We start from the raw sequence: 14,278 nt of genomic DNA, 5'->3' as shown, positions 1-14,278 counted from the left end.
ATTCGGGGCCGTGGACCCCGACGCAACCCGACCGCGTCGGCCACCCCGCCACGTCCGGAAACCGGAACCATCACCGGGACAAGAAATCCGAACTCGATCAGGCCGGCACGCCGCGCTCACGAAAGATCGAGGCTAGGCTAAGCAGCCCATCAGTCGGGTCTTTGCGTAGCCCACGGGACGCGCACCAGAGGCGACATCGTGAACCGCTCCGATACTCAATGCGTTGATGGATTCAGCTGGCGCGAATCCGGGCTTGGCTCTCCCGCCGAGTTGACCAACTCCAACGGCAGGTCACAACGCTTGAGCAGCGAATGATCGAGTTGAGTCGACAGCTGGAGGACCGCGATCAAGAACCCAACGCCGCCAGGGCCGCGAACCGAGAGTTGTTCGCGAGTGTGAACAAGCGGTCCTGAATGAGACCCAGTGACATGCGTGTTTGCCAGTCGCTTCCGTTTGGTGGGTCAAGGTCTGTGGCTGGGACCGGGGCTTTGCGGCCCGGCCTCAGGCCAGCGAGACCGCGGTCACGACGCACGGGGCGGATCAGGACAGGTCCATGAGGCCCTGAACGATCGATCTCCATGCGCCGTTGACGACGTCATGGGGGGAGTCCGAGCAGATCTCCGATCGCGTGGAACGCCAGATCGAAGGGCGCCAACGCGACGACCTCGTTGGCGGCGACAAGGAGGTTGTTCACCGTGAACCCGTCGAAGACCATAGCGAGAGAGCCCATCGAATCTCTCCCCTTCCGAGCGAATGCGCGGGACACCTGCCGGTGTCGCACTGCCTATCGGGCGTACCTTCCGACACTGGTTCCGCGCCGGGGGCCGGCGTAGTTCGCGGGCTGACGCGTCGCCACTGCAAAGCTGCGCCGAACGGACGACACGCTCGCGCGCGGCGGGCAACAGTCGAGGCGTACGTTACGGGCGATCCCGCACCTGGCTCGGTTCGCGTGCCAGCGTTGCGAAGAGTGCAATGCCGACAAACGTTGCTGCGCCCCGACCCGATGCACCTCGAACCGACAGTCTCCACACGACCCCGAGCGCCCCGAGGACTGGCCCCACCATGCACTTATTCGAGAGACTTGGACAAACGTCCAGTAAATTCTTCTGGAATGCATTAAATTGTACCGTAGTTCAAAATTAACACCATTTCACAACATCTACCCAACGTCCACGGGAGGCGCACACGCCCAGCCGGCTGGCGACCAAAAACTACTGACGAGTAGATGTTGAAATCTTCTTACGGATGCAACCGATTCGTAATAACGTGCACGGCGTTGCTTCGAGTGCGGAACACCGGACGCGATCGGTCCGCGGTCTGGACTCGGGGATGGGCGCAAACTGGATGGAAATTTGGTCCGATCCGCGCGGGGGAGTTAACACTACACCCTGTATCGACAACCTCAGTGAAGGGGAAGTTTGATGAAGGTCAAGACTATTGGAATCACTGCGGCCGCGTTGGCGTCGGCCGCTTCCATCGCTTTTGTGGGCACTGCGTCCGCAGCGGCAACTCCGAACTCTGTCCCGACAGTGAACTACCAGGTTTGCGGCAATGTCTACGCGGGCGCCTGGAACGAGAATGCGGCCCCGCCGGACCCCTCGACCGGCATTCAGAATGCGCAGGTGACGGCATCCCTGTTCGACAAGAACAAGAATCCGGTGTCCCTGCCCGGCGGTGTCAGCCCGGTCGCGACGACCGACTCGGCCGGCCGCTACTGCATCACCGACACTTCCGGGACGCTGGTTTCGACCGTGACGTCGGGCGGGTACGTCAAGCTTGCGCTGACCACGCTCCCGGCTGGTCACACGCTCGTACCGGCGAGCAAGAGCCCGTGGAAGTCCACGGGCCTGTTCGGGAGTGATGAGATCGGAGTCGGGACCTTCCTGACTCACAAGATCTCCGGTCTGGACTCGGCCTACAACTTCCACTTCGCAACTACTTAAGGAGGCCTCATGCTTGCAGAGTTCATCAAGGCACTGTATTCGCTGATCCTCAATGGTGTACCCGTTCTGGGGGGTTCACTGGATGGGCTGAATGCAATGTCGTCTAACAACTATTCGAGTGGAGGATAGTCATGGGATCGGTTGCGGAAGCTACCGCATCACTCGGCCAGACAATTCAGCAGATGGCGCCGCTGATGTTCCAAATTCTGGTGATGGCGCCACTTCAGCTTTCACTCGGAATCGATGTTCTCTGATCGGAGAGATGATGTCTCTGCAAGCAATCGCCGCCGACCTGGCGCGACAGTTCGCAATCACCTGGGCCGGCTCCTCCGGTCCGGTCACGGTGTTCCTCAAAGCGCTGTCCTGAGATAGGAGTGAGTACGAATGTCATCTGACTTCTGGTCGGGATCAGTGGACATCTTCTCGATGTTCATGTCCGTGATGGCCAATGGCTTGGACACAGCTTCCTCGCAGGGCGCCGGTTGGTCCAGCCTACAATCCGGCAGCGGCGGCTAAAGCGTCGGCCAAACGCAGTGCAGAGCTCGAGTGAGCTCTGCACTGCTTTTGGTTGGCAACAGACGGTTGCCCGCGTAGAGGGATCCTGCGGATACGCCGGCATGACTACCTCGATGTTGGATAGCGCCTGATGATGAACAAGCCGTTCACCCGGCGAACTCGGCAGTTTCTGCACATCCGTCCGAGTCGCTCCTGCGCTACCACCGCCAACTCGTGTGACCGATGCAAGCAGTGAGTGCGCACTAAAGCGGGAGCGATAGGTACCCGGACGGCCGCCGCCTGGGTCGACCGAACGCAACTATGGGGCGGGGGCGCGATGTACAGGGTAGTTGTGGAGGTCTTCGATGATCTCGACGGGGAGAAGATCGCATCCGGGGGAGAGACGATCCAGTTCTCGGTAGACGGGGTCGAGTACTCGATCGATCTCAAGGACGAAAACTCAGAACAGTTGCGCCGCCTGTTGCGCGGCTACATCCGCCACGCCCGGCGCGTAGGTGGCCACAAGAGGTGGGCTGCTATAGGCCCAGCGTCCGGCAACGGACTGCACGAGGTTCGGCGGTGGGCACGTGCACACGGCTACCGACTCAACCGCGGGTCCCGGATTCCGCAGGCGGTACTTGAGGACTACGCCGCCGCACACGTCTCCTAGCGCGCAGAGCAGYTTGGCGCCACGAGATCATTTCCGTAAACCCTGCGGCGGGTGCGTGCCGAGTCGATCTGCGCATCTGAGTCGACCATCGGGCGAACAGCGCCGCCTCGTCTACCCGCCCACGTCCACCCTCACGGAGGCGCGCGACCACTTGCTCGACATCTGTCAGACACACTCTAGCTCTGTGATGTTCTGCGGCCGTTGTGCCGATCGCCTCGGTGATCCGTATGCAGCTGACTCCCGCGTCTCCGAGATCGGTGACCACTTGTAGACAGTGTGGGAGGCGAGTGAAATCGAGCCACCACACCTGTCCCTTATACGGACTTCTCCAGCGAGAGCATGTTCCTGTCTTCTAGCGTCGAAATCCGATTCGGGACGTCTCATTCGGACGATCTTGGGGCAGCTGAGAACGGGGGTGCAATCGGGCTCAAGTCCAACCCGCACGCGCTAGGAATGTTCGATCAACGCTGTTCTGTCAAACCTGAAGGGTTCAAACATGATGAGCGTCAAGATGATCGGAACCGGTGCCGCGGCACTCGCCTCCGCCGCCATTCTAGCCTTCGCGGGACCCGTCCAAGCGGCTGCCACCGCAGCCGTTCCGACCGGAGACAACCAGCTCTGTGGCAACGCCTATGTGAATGCCCCCTGGGTAGATGGCCGGCCGCCGGTTACCGCGATGGGACTCGCCGATGTCACAGTGACCGCTGTGCAGTATGGCACGACAACTTGGTCCAACTCCGCCGTCACCGACTCCGACGGCAGATACTGCATCCAGGGCACCCCGACAATGGCCCTTGATATCGCCAACGGCGCGTACCTGATACTCAGCGTTACAGCAGCCCCTGCAGGGCACTCGATCACCAGTGCGAATCCGTGGAAGTCGTTGACCGGAATCCCCACAACGCACATCGGCGCAGCCATATTCTTCGTCTCACACAAAGCTCCGCCGTATGACTCGGCACAATACTTCAACTTCACTATGTCGTAAGGATATCGAATGCTTGAGCGCGCGCGAACGCATCCGCGCGGTCGCAGATAGAGGTTACTGTCGACGGCGCTGGATTGACCGCGCCCTGCCCCAGCCCGGGTCGCCACCCACGGAACGGGCCGAGGCGATTTATGTGGCGTGCGGTTTGGCCGTGTTCCAGAGTGACCTGGCTGCGGCAACGGACCTGGTCGAAGAAGGGCGGATTCTTGATACGGGCGAGTCCGATCCGATGGTCCACGCCTTCGTCGCAGCCGCCGACGGGTGGGCCGCGCTCGCCGGCGGTGATCTCGACCGCGCACGGACATACCTAGAAGATGCCGTTGACACATTCGGGAAGAATCACGCACTCTCGGAATGGGTCAGCGCGCTGGTGATACTCGGATGGACCTACCAATCGAGTGGACAGACATCGCGGGCTCGCGTCAACTACGAGCAGGCTCTGTCCATCACGGAATCTCATGGCGAATCCATGCATCGGTCGTATGCGCTGTGGTCCATGGGAATCGTCGTGTGGCTCGAGGGAGACCGAGACCGTGCGGCACACCACCTCGAACAGGGACTCCAACTGGTCCGTCTGTCAGACGATCCCCTCATGCCCTCGGCGATTCTGCAGGCAATGGCGTGGGTATCTGACGACCGCGAACCTCGACGCGCAGCGGTCATGATGGGAGCCGCCGACGCGCTGTACCTGGCCGTGGACAGAGCATCGATACTATTTCCCAATGTTCTCGTCTACGGGGAACAGTCGGAGCGGAACCTCCGTCGGGAACTCGGTGCGCGAGCGTTCGAGGCCGCCTACCGCGAGGGTCGCTCGCTGGACTTTGAGGCCGCGATCGCCTTCGCCCTCGGCGAGCGCTCCAACAAGAGGACCGCCGCCGCCCGTGCCCCGACAGACTTGACCAAGCGCGAACACCAGGTCGCCGAACTGGTCGCCGAGGGCCTGACGAACAAAGCGATCGCAGCCCGACTTGTACTTTCGCGACGAACGGTTGACGGGCACGTCGCGCATGTCCTGACGAAACTGGGGTTCACTTCGCGGGCGCAGATCGCGGCTTGGGTCGTCGAACAGGAACATGCGTCAGGTACAACCGCCGACCTATAAGTCGGGATCCATGATTCGTCGGGTGCGGCGGCGATAGCGTGGTTCGGGAAGGGCTTGGCCGACACCGCGGTGGCGAAGTGGGTCAAGTCGGGCAAATGCGAGTTCGTTCGTGTGTCCGTTCTTTCGCGAGTGCTCGAGGAGATCGAAGAAGACAAGGGGGCCGCCTGCGTATTGGGAGGCGATCAGCCCGTTCAGGTCGTCTGCGTCGCCTTCCTGGTTGAAGTATCCAGGCGTGCATTCCTGCAGGAACTGGGTGTTGTTCTGGGCGGATTGCCGGACGGTCTGCACCCAGTGGGCTTCGGCCGCGGGTGTGGGCTCCACGTAGTCGGCGCCGCGATCGTTGCATGCAGCGATGATGCTGGTCATGTGTGCTGTCTGCTCGTAGAGCATGTGGGTGAAGTTGCTCGTCGACCCTGTCTGAATTGCGCCGAGGAAGAACAGGTTCGGGAACTGGTGGCTCATGAGCCCGTGCAAGGTCCGCGGTCCGTCTTTCCACTTATCCGATAGCGCGAGTCCGACGCGTCCGGTGATGTCGAATCCGCTGCGTTCGACGATGGTTGTCCCGATGTGGAACCCGGTGGCGAAGATGATGCAGTCGAGATCGTATTCTCCACTCGCGGTGAGGATCCCGCGGTCGCAGATTGTTGCGATGGCGTTGTCGCCGCTGACGTCGACGAGGGTCACGTTGGGCTGGTTGAAGGCGGGAAGGTAGTCATCGCTGAAGCAGGGCCGTTTACACAGGGATCTGTAGTACGGCTTGAGTAGCCCCGCAGTGCCAGCATCGTGGACGATCTGGTCGACGCGTCGGCGCAGGTCTTCCATGTGATGGAAGTCCGCGACTTCGAGTAGCTCGGCCATTTCTGCAGGACTGGCGATGGGGAGCTCGTTCTTGAAGAAGCTCCCGACCTTACGCATGACGCGCGTCCACCCGTCGTCGACCACGTCATCGCCATCGGTGTGTCCGGACACCATACGGGTGAAGTTCATCATCCGTTCGATCCGCCAATCGGCCGGCAGCTGATCCCACCATTCCGGATCGGTGGGGCTGTTGCCTCGCTCGTCGATCGGCGAGGGCGTCCGCTGGAACACGTACAGATGTTGGGCGTGTGCCGCCAGAGGCGGAACACACTGCACGGCGGTGGCGCCGGTTCCGATGATCCCTACGCGTTTGTCCGCCAGTCGGCTCAGGTCCTCCCCCGTGTACTCGTAGTCCCATCGACTTGTGTGGAAGGCACGCCCATTGAACATCTCGAGTCCAGGAACTGCGGGGATCTTGGGGGTAGTGAACAGTCCGGCGGCGTGGACGACGAATCTGGTTCGGAGCACCTCGCCGGTGTTGGTCGATATCGCCCACAAAGCCTGGTTGTCGAGCCATTCGACCGCGGTAACGCGAGTATTCAACGATGTGACGTCGGTGAGGGCATACGAGCGGGCGAGTGATGCGAGGTACGTGCGGATTTCGTCACCGGTGACGTACTTCTCCGATGGGCAGTACCCGGTCTCCTCAAGCAACGGCAGGTAGATGTAAGACTCGATGTCACACCGGACGCCGGGGTAGCGGTTGAGGTGCCACGTCCCCCCGACGCCGCTGGACTTCTCGATGATGCGCAGATGGGAGATCCCGGCCTGTTTGAGCCGGACGGCCGCTAGGATGCCTCCGATGCCGGCGCCGATCACCACCACATCGACGGCTTGGCACTCGTTGTGGCCAGCCGAGGGCGACTTGCTGGCGCGACCTGAGCTGGAATCATCCTCGAGAAGCGGCGAGTATTGGCGGATGCCGTCGACGTGTAGGCGTCGGTCGCGCTCGGTCCGGTACTTTGCTCGGACGGCCCCGATGTCGACGCGAGGGTTGGAAATATCACTGGACTCGGAAGCCACAAGGCCACGCCCTTCTCATGTCAGGTGTTCAGTCAAGCACTCTGCGGTGGAACAGAACTGGAGTCTGTGTCGTACAGCGTGCTTTGGGAGAGTTGCTCGACGAACCATGGACTGAAGGCGAAGGGCGCGCGGTCTGTCGCGGCTGCAATGTCGGGGACTGACACCCAGTTCCACTCGTGCACCTCTGCAGGGTTCGGGGTGGGATCGTCGGTTGTGGTCGCCGCGTACACCGGGCAGATCTCGTTCTCGACGATTCCTGAGGAGTCGACGGCACGATAGCGGTACCTCGGTAGCAGGGGGCGGATGTCGGTCAGCGTGATGCCGAGTTCCCACTGGCCACGCCGAGCGATGGCGTCATGGTCCGACTCACCGGGGAGGGGGTGGCCGCAGAAGGAGTTCGTCCACACTCCCGGCCAGGTGAGTTTGGTCAATGCGCGGCGCGTGACCAGCATCCGCCCGTCGGGCGCGAACACGTGGCAGGAGAACGCCCGGTGTAGTGGTGTATCTGCTGTGTGCACAGTGTGTTTCGGTACACTGCCGATCGGATTGCCGGTGTCGTCGAGTAGGACGACTAGCTCTTCTGTCGTTTGCACAGGTCCTCGTCTCGTGCTGTGGGTGGTGTCGATGTCATCCGACCGCGAACACAGCGCTGGCAAGTGTGATGCAGTACCAGTACGTGTACATCATGTAGGTCGTGTTGTCGGATCGCCGGTCTCGAAAGCGCAGAACTCGGTACGCGATTACGAGGGACAGAACTCCGGCGGCCGCCCCGATGCACTGAGCCAGCATGGGTGCGCCGCGGTAGAGCGCGAGGTAGGTCACCAGGGGGTAGAGGGCGAACGCGACGCAGAATAACAGTCGAGAGTTCCTCTCCCCCATCACCATGATCGCGGTCCTCCGGCCGATGGCAGCGTCGCCGGCGAGGTCCCGTAAGTCTTGGAGGGAGACGAGGACGCCCAGTGGGACCGCGATCGTCAGGATCCAGGTCCACGCAGTATCGGTAAGGGGTGTGACGATCTGCCACGCGGCCGCGAGTTGGGCGATCGTTCCCGCGACCATGGCGGCATTCTTCCCCCACGCGGTGCGCGCCCATCCGAGGTGGTTGTGGAGGGCCCAGGCAGCCACCCAGAGGCTCGTCCACAGCAGCACCCCGAACAGGGCCCCGACGATCAGGAACGCCACAGTCGCAAGCACCAGGCGGCGGCGCGCACCTGTGGGCGTGATCAGCCCGGTCACCAGGGGCCGGTGTGGCTTGTTGATCCTGTCCTCGTCGATGCCGATGAGCTGGTTCGACAAGTTGAAGGTGTAGATGTAAAGCCAGAAGTACACCAGGCACTTTGCGATGACGGTCGGCAGGGACTGCGCGGGCAGGCCGGTGCTGTTCCACGCTGCGATGGCGAAGGTTGTTGCGGGAAGGACCGTTGCGGACAGGTCGCCCCAGGTGAACGACCAGCAGATCCTGGCCTCGTGCAGGGGTGCCCGCACGAGACGGCCTAGCCGCGTGTCGGTGGGTTTGGTGTCGACGGCCATGAATCACCTCACCGGTTGTTCCGGGGTTCCGGACGCGGTGTCTGCCGAGATTCGACTGGTGAGTCGCATCATCAGGTTCCGGGGTGCTGGAAGGTGTTTGAGCGAGGGAGAGACAGGTCGTTCGCTCACAGCGGTCAGCTGCCAGCGGGCGGTGATGGTGGCGAGTGCGAGGCCGGCTTCGGTGAGTGCGAATTGGTCGCCGATGCATTTGCGGGCGCCGGCACCGAATGGAATGTACGTCGTCCGGTCGGGTTTGACGCCGTCCCATCGGGAAGGGACGAACTCGTTGGCGCGCTCGTAGATGTCCTCGCGCCGGTGGATGATGTGGGGGCTGACCGCCATTGTTGTGCCTTCCGGGAGGCGTATGCCTGCGAGTTCGGTGTCGTGGGCGACCACGCGGGTGGGGAGCCACCCGGCCGGGTACATGCGCAGCGTCTCGGTGAGCACCCGGGTGACGGTCGGGAGGTTCCCGAGATCATCGAACCCGGCCGTTCTGTCGGTCAGGAAGCGATCGACCTCGTCGTGGACTTCCTGCTCGACCTCGGGCGCGCGGCCGAGCATGTAGAGGGACCACGCCAGCGTGCTCGCTGTGGTTTCGGCGCCGGCCAGGAAGAAGGTGAAGATCTGGTCGGAGAGTTCGATGTCGGTCATTGATGCGCTGTCGGTACCGGCCTCGGGATCGCGGGCACTGAGCAGTGAGGAGAGCAGATCGCCTCGATCACGATCGTCGGAGCGCCGCTCGGCTATCAGTTGTGCGCCGATTCGGCGAAGTCGGGCTTTGCCTGGTAGTAGCGGCGTGTCCCAGGGGTTGGCAGATGGTTGATCAGCGGGGGCATGACCATTCGCCGAAACATCCCCTCGGCGATCAGGCCGAAGTCGTCTGCGACCTGCTGGACGGTCGATTCGGGCAACGAGGTCGAGAACATCGTGCGCACGGCGACACGGACGGTGAGCTTTGACATTTCGGAGCTCGGGTCGATGACCTGTCCATCGCGCCAGGACCGGGTGACGTCCTCGACTGCTGTGGCCATCACCTGGGCGTATCCGGGGAAACGCTCAACGCGGAACGTTGGTTGACACAGTCTGCGTTGACGCCGATGGGTGGCGTAGGTGCAGGTGCCCAGTCCTTCTCCGGCGACCTCACGGGACCGGTCGTAGAGCGGGCCTCCTCGGTCGAAGGTCCGATCGTCGAGGAGAACGTGACGGGTCAACTGGGGGTCGCAGACGACGACTACCGTCATCGGCCCCATCTTGATCCGGACGAGATCGCCATCTCGGGGCAGAGAGGAGATGAATCCGAGCGGGTCCCGGAGGAAGGATGCACCATGTCCGAAGACAGGCAGGTGCCCCTTCGCCAAGGGGATGGCGTCGATGGTGTCCATGTGAGTGTGGTCCTCCGATGCAGTTGGTCTAGCTGCGGACGTGTCGATGCGCCTCAGGTCGAGGAGAGTGCGGGCGAGGCAGGTGGGCGATCGGTGGTGTAGTGAGGGGCCGGCTACCGAGGCGGTCCAGGACGCACTCGGCGATCGATTCGCTGTCGAGACCTTGCTCGCGGAGCAGCCCGGGTCGGTCGCCCTGCTCGATGAATTCATCACTGAGCCCGAGGACTAGACATGGGGTGGATATCTCGGCGTCCGAGCAGTCTCGCAGGAGCGCTGTGCCCATTCCGGCGCCGCGCACGCCGTCCTCGACAGTGACGACGAGTTCGTAACGTGCTGCCATGGAGAGCAATGCGGGGTTGATCGGCTGTGTCCATCGGGGGTCGATGACGGTAGCTGACACTCCGTTCGTTTCGAGAAGCTTTGCGGCAGAGATGCATTCCGACGCGAGCGGGCCAGCTGAGATGATCAGCACCTCTCGAGAGCTGGGTGGGCTGCCGTGGAGGACGTCGATGCCGTCGATGCGCGCGATCGGTTGGATCTCCCCCACTCACAGAGGCGCGCGGGTAGCGCACCACGGTGGGTCCGTCGCAGCCGATGGCGTCGGCGAGTAGTTCCCGTAGTCGCGGTGCATCTCGCGGAGCAGCGATGCGTACGCCGGGTATCGCCGTGCACAGCGCGGTGTCCCACATGCCGTGATGCGATGCACCGTCTGGGCCGGTGATGCCGGCGCGGTCGACGACGAAGGTCACGGGCAGGCGGTGTAGTGCGACATCCATCAAGACCTGGTCGATGGCCCTGCTCAGGAAGGTGGAGTACAGGCACACCACGGGATGCAGGCCGCTCATGGCGAGTCCGGCGGCAGAAGTCACGGCGTGCTGCTCGGCGATTCCGACATCGAACACGCGCTCCGGGAAGTTCTCGGCGAACGGCGTGAGGCCGACGGGGTCGAGCATGGCTGCGGTGATCGCGACAAGGTCGGGCCGCTGGGATGCTAGGCGCACGATCTCGCGGGAGAACTCTCCGGTCCACGTCGGTTGTGGTGGCGCGGCGGGGCGCCCGGTCGTCGGGTCGATGGTTCCGATTGCATGCATGCGGTCACGCGCATCCCGCTCGGCGGCCTCATACCCCTTTCCCTTAACGGTCACGCAGTGCACGACGACCGGTGACGACGCCTCGGCCGCAGCGGTGAGTGCAATGTTCAGCGCGCCCAGGTCGTGGCCGTCGATGGGGCCGACGTACTCGAACCCCAGCGCGCGAAACGTGTCGCCGACCGCCATCCGGCTGGGCTCGTCGCCGGTTCCTTGACGGCAGAGCCCACCGACCGTCGGAGCGTACGAGCGGCCGTTGTCGTTGACGATGATCACCACGCGACTGCCGTTGGCGACGATGTTGTTCAGGCCTTCCCACGCGAGGCCGCCGGTCAATCCGCCGTCGCCGGTCACCGCCACGACACGCCGGTCTGTCTCGCCTTGTAGTCGGAAGCCTTTGGCGAGTCCGTCCGCGTAGGCCAGGGAACTCGAAGCGTGTGAGGACTCGATCCAGTCGTGCTCAGACTCGGCGCGGCTGGGGTACCCCGACAGGCCACCCGCTCGGCGGAGGCTGCCGAAGCGCGCGGCACGGCCGGTGATGATTTTGTGTACATAGCACTGGTGCCCGGTATCGAACAGGATCGCATCGTCAGGTGAGCTGAACACCGTATGCAGTGCGATGGTCAGTTCGACGACTCCCAGGTTGACTCCGAGGTGCCCGCCGGTGGCGCTGACGTGGTCGATCAGGAAGTCCCGGATCTCGGCAGCGAGTTCCAGCCGTTCCCGTGCGTCGAGACGCTTGACATCGTCAGGTGCGTGCAGCGACGCGATCAGCGGCCACTGATCGAGGCCCGCCGGTTTTGCGTTGTCGTACGCGAAAGCCGCTCCGGTCATGAAGTCACCACCAGCTGCGCGATTCGTCGAGTCCGGTTGGTGTGCAGGCTCATCGGGACCTCCCACAGATGAAGTCCGCGAGCTTCCGTAGGTCGGAGGCATCCTCGCCGCAGTCGAGCGCGTCCACGCACACCTGCGCCTCAGCCAGGGCCTGTTCGGCTTGCTGTTCTGCCCACGCGCGTGCCCCACATGCTTCGATGCGATCAGCCATCATCCGGAGGCGAAAGCGGTCGTCGTAGTCGGGGTCGGTGTCGGTGTCGTAGAGCTCGCGAAACTGTGCGTCCATCTGCAGTGCAGCGACGACAGGCGGTGACTTCTTGCGATTGGCAAGATCGGAGAAGACAGACTTGCCAGTAACGACGGGATCTCCCCAGATCCCGAGGATGTCGTCGGTCAACTGGAACGCGACCCCGAGATGGTGGCCGAACTGCGCAAGAAGCGCAGCCCTCGCCTGGTCCGCCCCTGCCCCAGTCGCGCCTATCTCGCACGCGCATGCCAGTAGAGACGCGGTCTTGCCTTCGATCATGGTCATGCAGTCGCTGATCTCGACGTTCCTGCGGKACTCGAATTCGAGATCATCCGACTGGCCGGCACACAGCGAGACGAGAGCGTGGGCGAGGGTGGTCATGCTTGCGCGGCCGGCGAGCTCGTTGATCGCCAGCGCAAGCAACGTGTCCCCGGTCAGCAGCGCGTTGCCGGCCCCGAACACGGTCCACGCTGACGGGCGGTATCTCCGCTCGATATCGCCGTCCATCAGATCGTCGTGAATTAGCGAGAAGTCATGTACGAGTTCGACCGCGACCGCTTCAGGCAGACACGCCCGCATGTCCCGGGCACCGACCGCGGCGGCCGCGGCGAACACCAGCGCCGGCCGCACCGATTTGCCTGACCTGCGCATCGGGGCGCCATGCTCGTCCCACCATCCCGCGTGGTAGCCCGCCACATGACGAACCTGCGGTCTGGTCGTGTCCACGACGGCACGGTAGGCAGGCTCGACCAGTGCACGAGCTTCGGTAAGGACATCGTCGACGTTCCTCGATGCGCTGGCCAGCTGCCCGACAGTTGCGCTCCCCACGTTCTGCCCCCTCTGCATCGCCGACAGTTCTGCGGAGGGTGGTCCGGTCAACTAAAACGCCCCCCGACAAGCACCCCCCGTGTACCATTCGGATGTTAACAACATTCGGATGATGCCCGCATCTGAAATGGGATAAATCAGCGGTAGCGGAGGAAACGGATCGATGGCGCGGCTGACAAGGGTCCAGCAACAAGAACTCAACCGGCGCAGGGTGCTCACCGCAGCCCGAGCCGAGTTCTCCGAACGCGGCTTCCGCAGAGCGACCGTCGACGACATCGCCATCCGCGCCGACCTCACCCGAGGAGCGGTGTACTCCAACTTCCCCGGCAAGCGCGCCCTCTATCTCGCGGTCCTGGCCGAGGAGGCAGAGAACGCCGGCGAAGTCCTGCACACTCATGCCGATACCCCGGCGGGGGCGCTCGGGGTGTTCGCGAGCACCTGGGTGGATCGACTTCCCCGCACGAACAACTACGAGTATCAGGGATCGGTGCAGCTCACCTCGCCGATGCTCGGCGTGGACCTCATCCCCGAGATCCTCACTGACGAGCAATTTCAGCGGCCGTTCGCTCAGTTGGTGAAGCTCGATGCCCTTCTACTCGGGTTGGCGCTCGAGCGGCTCTCCCGGTCGGCCGAGCGTATGGTCGGCGTCGCCGAATCGGCGCTCACCGTCCTCTACGGCGCCAGCCAGTTGTCCTTTGTCGCACCCGATTTCGTGGATCCATCCAAGGTCATCGCAACCTGTCAGCACATCACGGGCATCGCGATCGAGGATCCGTGGACTCCCCCGGACGCCACCGATGTCGCCGTCGACGCAGTGAATGAGGAATGGCGTTGCCCTCGGGCCACCGATGTAGTTCGCGGGAAGACCACAACGATCAGCGACGGGATCGTGGCCGTGTTCGGCATGAACCGACTTGAGCACATCGAACACCTGGCCCGCAGTGCACCCGATGATTCGCCTGTCACGGCGGTACTTGTCACCTCGGACGCCGCCGAGCTCGCCCCACTCGCGCGGTTGGCGCTAGCGGACCTGTGTCGATCACTACGCCAAGCCTTCCCGACCGCCGCTTGGCCGCACCTGCAGGTGATCGTGGACCCCCACGGCGAGATCGCCGCAGCCTGCGGTGTGGCGAATGTCGACGATGACACCGAGGCCGCCATCGCCATCGTGGATGGCCGCATCGTCTCGCGCAGCATCGGACCACGCGCCTGCGCGCGCACCGGCTCACTGGGTCCAGCAGCCCGACACCGCTGACCCTTCAGCATCCATCCCAGCTCATCAGCATCGAC

The 14,278-nt window shown here is 63.2% G+C and carries 14 protein-coding genes and 1 pseudogene; 6 read left to right on the top strand and 9 right to left on the bottom strand.

From position 1 onward, the window contains the following. Positions 1 to 595: 595 nt before the first annotated feature. Positions 596 to 730, bottom strand: a complete 135-nt coding sequence (locus AB4Z09_RS24485) for a hypothetical protein (protein WP_442240871.1) — start codon at positions 728 to 730, stop codon at positions 596 to 598. Positions 731 to 1,622: 892 nt separating this feature from the next. Here AB4Z09_RS24485 and AB4Z09_RS24480 point away from each other — a divergent pair. The 5 genes from AB4Z09_RS24480 (at position 1,623) to AB4Z09_RS24460 (ending at position 5,198) form a co-directional block, all read left to right on the top strand. Then, complete coding sequence (locus tag AB4Z09_RS24480; RefSeq protein ID WP_442240870.1) at positions 1,623 to 1,943, top strand: hypothetical protein; 321 nt, start codon at positions 1,623 to 1,625, stop codon at positions 1,941 to 1,943. A gap of 131 nt (positions 1,944 to 2,074) precedes the next feature. Continuing rightward, positions 2,075 to 2,197, top strand: coding sequence for a hypothetical protein (locus tag AB4Z09_RS24475; RefSeq protein WP_442240869.1), 123 nt, complete (start codon positions 2,075 to 2,077; stop codon positions 2,195 to 2,197). Between the two features lie 593 nt (positions 2,198 to 2,790). Continuing rightward, positions 2,791 to 3,108, top strand: a complete 318-nt coding sequence (locus tag AB4Z09_RS24470; protein WP_442240868.1) for a histone-like nucleoid-structuring protein Lsr2 — start codon at positions 2,791 to 2,793, stop codon at positions 3,106 to 3,108. A 496-nt stretch (positions 3,109 to 3,604) separates the two neighbouring features. Next, on the top strand, positions 3,605 to 4,096 hold the full coding sequence (locus AB4Z09_RS24465) for a hypothetical protein (protein ID WP_442240867.1): 492 nt from the start codon (positions 3,605 to 3,607) through the stop codon (positions 4,094 to 4,096). A gap of 13 nt (positions 4,097 to 4,109) precedes the next feature. Beyond that, entirely contained in the window at positions 4,110 to 5,198 is a 1,089-nt protein-coding gene (locus AB4Z09_RS24460; protein ID WP_442240866.1) for a LuxR C-terminal-related transcriptional regulator, read from the top strand. On the opposite strand, the gene AB4Z09_RS24455 is transcribed toward AB4Z09_RS24460, so the two are convergent. From AB4Z09_RS24455 to AB4Z09_RS24420, 8 genes and pseudogenes are all read right to left on the bottom strand, one after another. After that, positions 5,193 to 6,875 carry a flavin-containing monooxygenase gene (locus AB4Z09_RS24455; protein ID WP_442240874.1) on the bottom strand — a complete coding sequence of 561 codons (1,683 nt, stop codon included), beginning with the start codon at positions 6,873 to 6,875 and terminating at the stop codon, positions 5,193 to 5,195. The genes AB4Z09_RS24460 and AB4Z09_RS24455 overlap by 6 nt on opposite strands. A 236-nt stretch (positions 6,876 to 7,111) precedes the next feature. Beyond that, positions 7,112 to 7,672 (bottom strand): isopentenyl-diphosphate Delta-isomerase, encoded by a 561-nt coding sequence (idi, locus tag AB4Z09_RS24450; protein WP_442240873.1) that lies wholly within the window; start codon positions 7,670 to 7,672, stop codon positions 7,112 to 7,114. 34 nt (positions 7,673 to 7,706) lie between these two features. Further along, positions 7,707 to 8,609: a UbiA family prenyltransferase gene (locus AB4Z09_RS24445; protein WP_442240865.1), complete on the bottom strand. Its 903-nt coding sequence runs from the start codon at positions 8,607 to 8,609 to the stop codon at positions 7,707 to 7,709. A 3-nt stretch (positions 8,610 to 8,612) separates the two neighbouring features. Then, on the bottom strand, positions 8,613 to 9,356 hold the full coding sequence (locus AB4Z09_RS24440; RefSeq protein WP_442240872.1) for a cytochrome P450: 744 nt from the start codon (positions 9,354 to 9,356) through the stop codon (positions 8,613 to 8,615). After that, entirely contained in the window at positions 9,356 to 9,991 is a 636-nt protein-coding gene (locus tag AB4Z09_RS24435) for a cytochrome P450 (protein WP_442240864.1), read from the bottom strand. Before AB4Z09_RS24435 ends, AB4Z09_RS24440 begins: the two co-directional genes overlap by 1 nt. A 28-nt stretch (positions 9,992 to 10,019) precedes the next feature. Beyond that, positions 10,020 to 10,463, bottom strand: coding sequence for a transketolase C-terminal domain-containing protein (locus tag AB4Z09_RS24430; RefSeq protein WP_442240863.1), 444 nt, complete (start codon positions 10,461 to 10,463; stop codon positions 10,020 to 10,022). Positions 10,464 to 10,575: 112 nt separating this feature from the next. Further along, positions 10,576 to 11,913: pseudogene (locus AB4Z09_RS24425) on the bottom strand (1-deoxy-D-xylulose-5-phosphate synthase); the annotation flags it as partial. A gap of 49 nt (positions 11,914 to 11,962) precedes the next feature. Further along, positions 11,963 to 12,886 (bottom strand): polyprenyl synthetase family protein, encoded by a 924-nt coding sequence (locus AB4Z09_RS24420; protein ID WP_442240862.1) that lies wholly within the window; start codon positions 12,884 to 12,886, stop codon positions 11,963 to 11,965. 265 nt (positions 12,887 to 13,151) lie between these two features. Between AB4Z09_RS24420 and AB4Z09_RS24415 the strand changes: the two genes are divergently transcribed. After that, the gene (locus tag AB4Z09_RS24415; protein ID WP_442240861.1) at positions 13,152 to 14,243 is read left to right on the top strand and encodes a TetR/AcrR family transcriptional regulator; all 1,092 of its coding nucleotides are present in this window, start codon (positions 13,152 to 13,154) and stop codon (positions 14,241 to 14,243) included. Positions 14,244 to 14,278 lie beyond the last annotated feature (35 nt).

This window comes from Rhodococcus sp. TAF43 (genome assembly GCF_052113525.1).
Taxonomy (GTDB): Bacteria; Actinomycetota; Actinomycetes; order Mycobacteriales; family Mycobacteriaceae; genus Prescottella.
The sequence above is the reverse complement of the archived record's forward strand: the minus strand, read 5'-3'. Positions and strand labels throughout refer to the sequence as shown.

Excerpts from the sequence above, each read along its gene's own strand:
- AB4Z09_RS24445 (WP_442240865.1), bottom strand. The coding sequence starts at position 8,609 with ATGGCCGTCGACACCAAACCCACCGACACGCGGCTAGGCCGTCTCGTG.
- AB4Z09_RS24465 (WP_442240867.1), top strand. The coding sequence starts at position 3,605 with ATGATGAGCGTCAAGATGATCGGAACCGGTGCCGCGGCACTCGCCTCC.
- AB4Z09_RS24475 (WP_442240869.1), top strand. The coding sequence starts at position 2,075 with ATGGGATCGGTTGCGGAAGCTACCGCATCACTCGGCCAGACAATTCAG.
- AB4Z09_RS24485 (WP_442240871.1), bottom strand. The coding sequence starts at position 730 with ATGGGCTCTCTCGCTATGGTCTTCGACGGGTTCACGGTGAACAACCTC.
- AB4Z09_RS24435 (WP_442240864.1), bottom strand. The coding sequence starts at position 9,991 with ATGGACACCATCGACGCCATCCCCTTGGCGAAGGGGCACCTGCCTGTC.
- AB4Z09_RS24415 (WP_442240861.1), top strand. The coding sequence starts at position 13,152 with ATGGCGCGGCTGACAAGGGTCCAGCAACAAGAACTCAACCGGCGCAGG.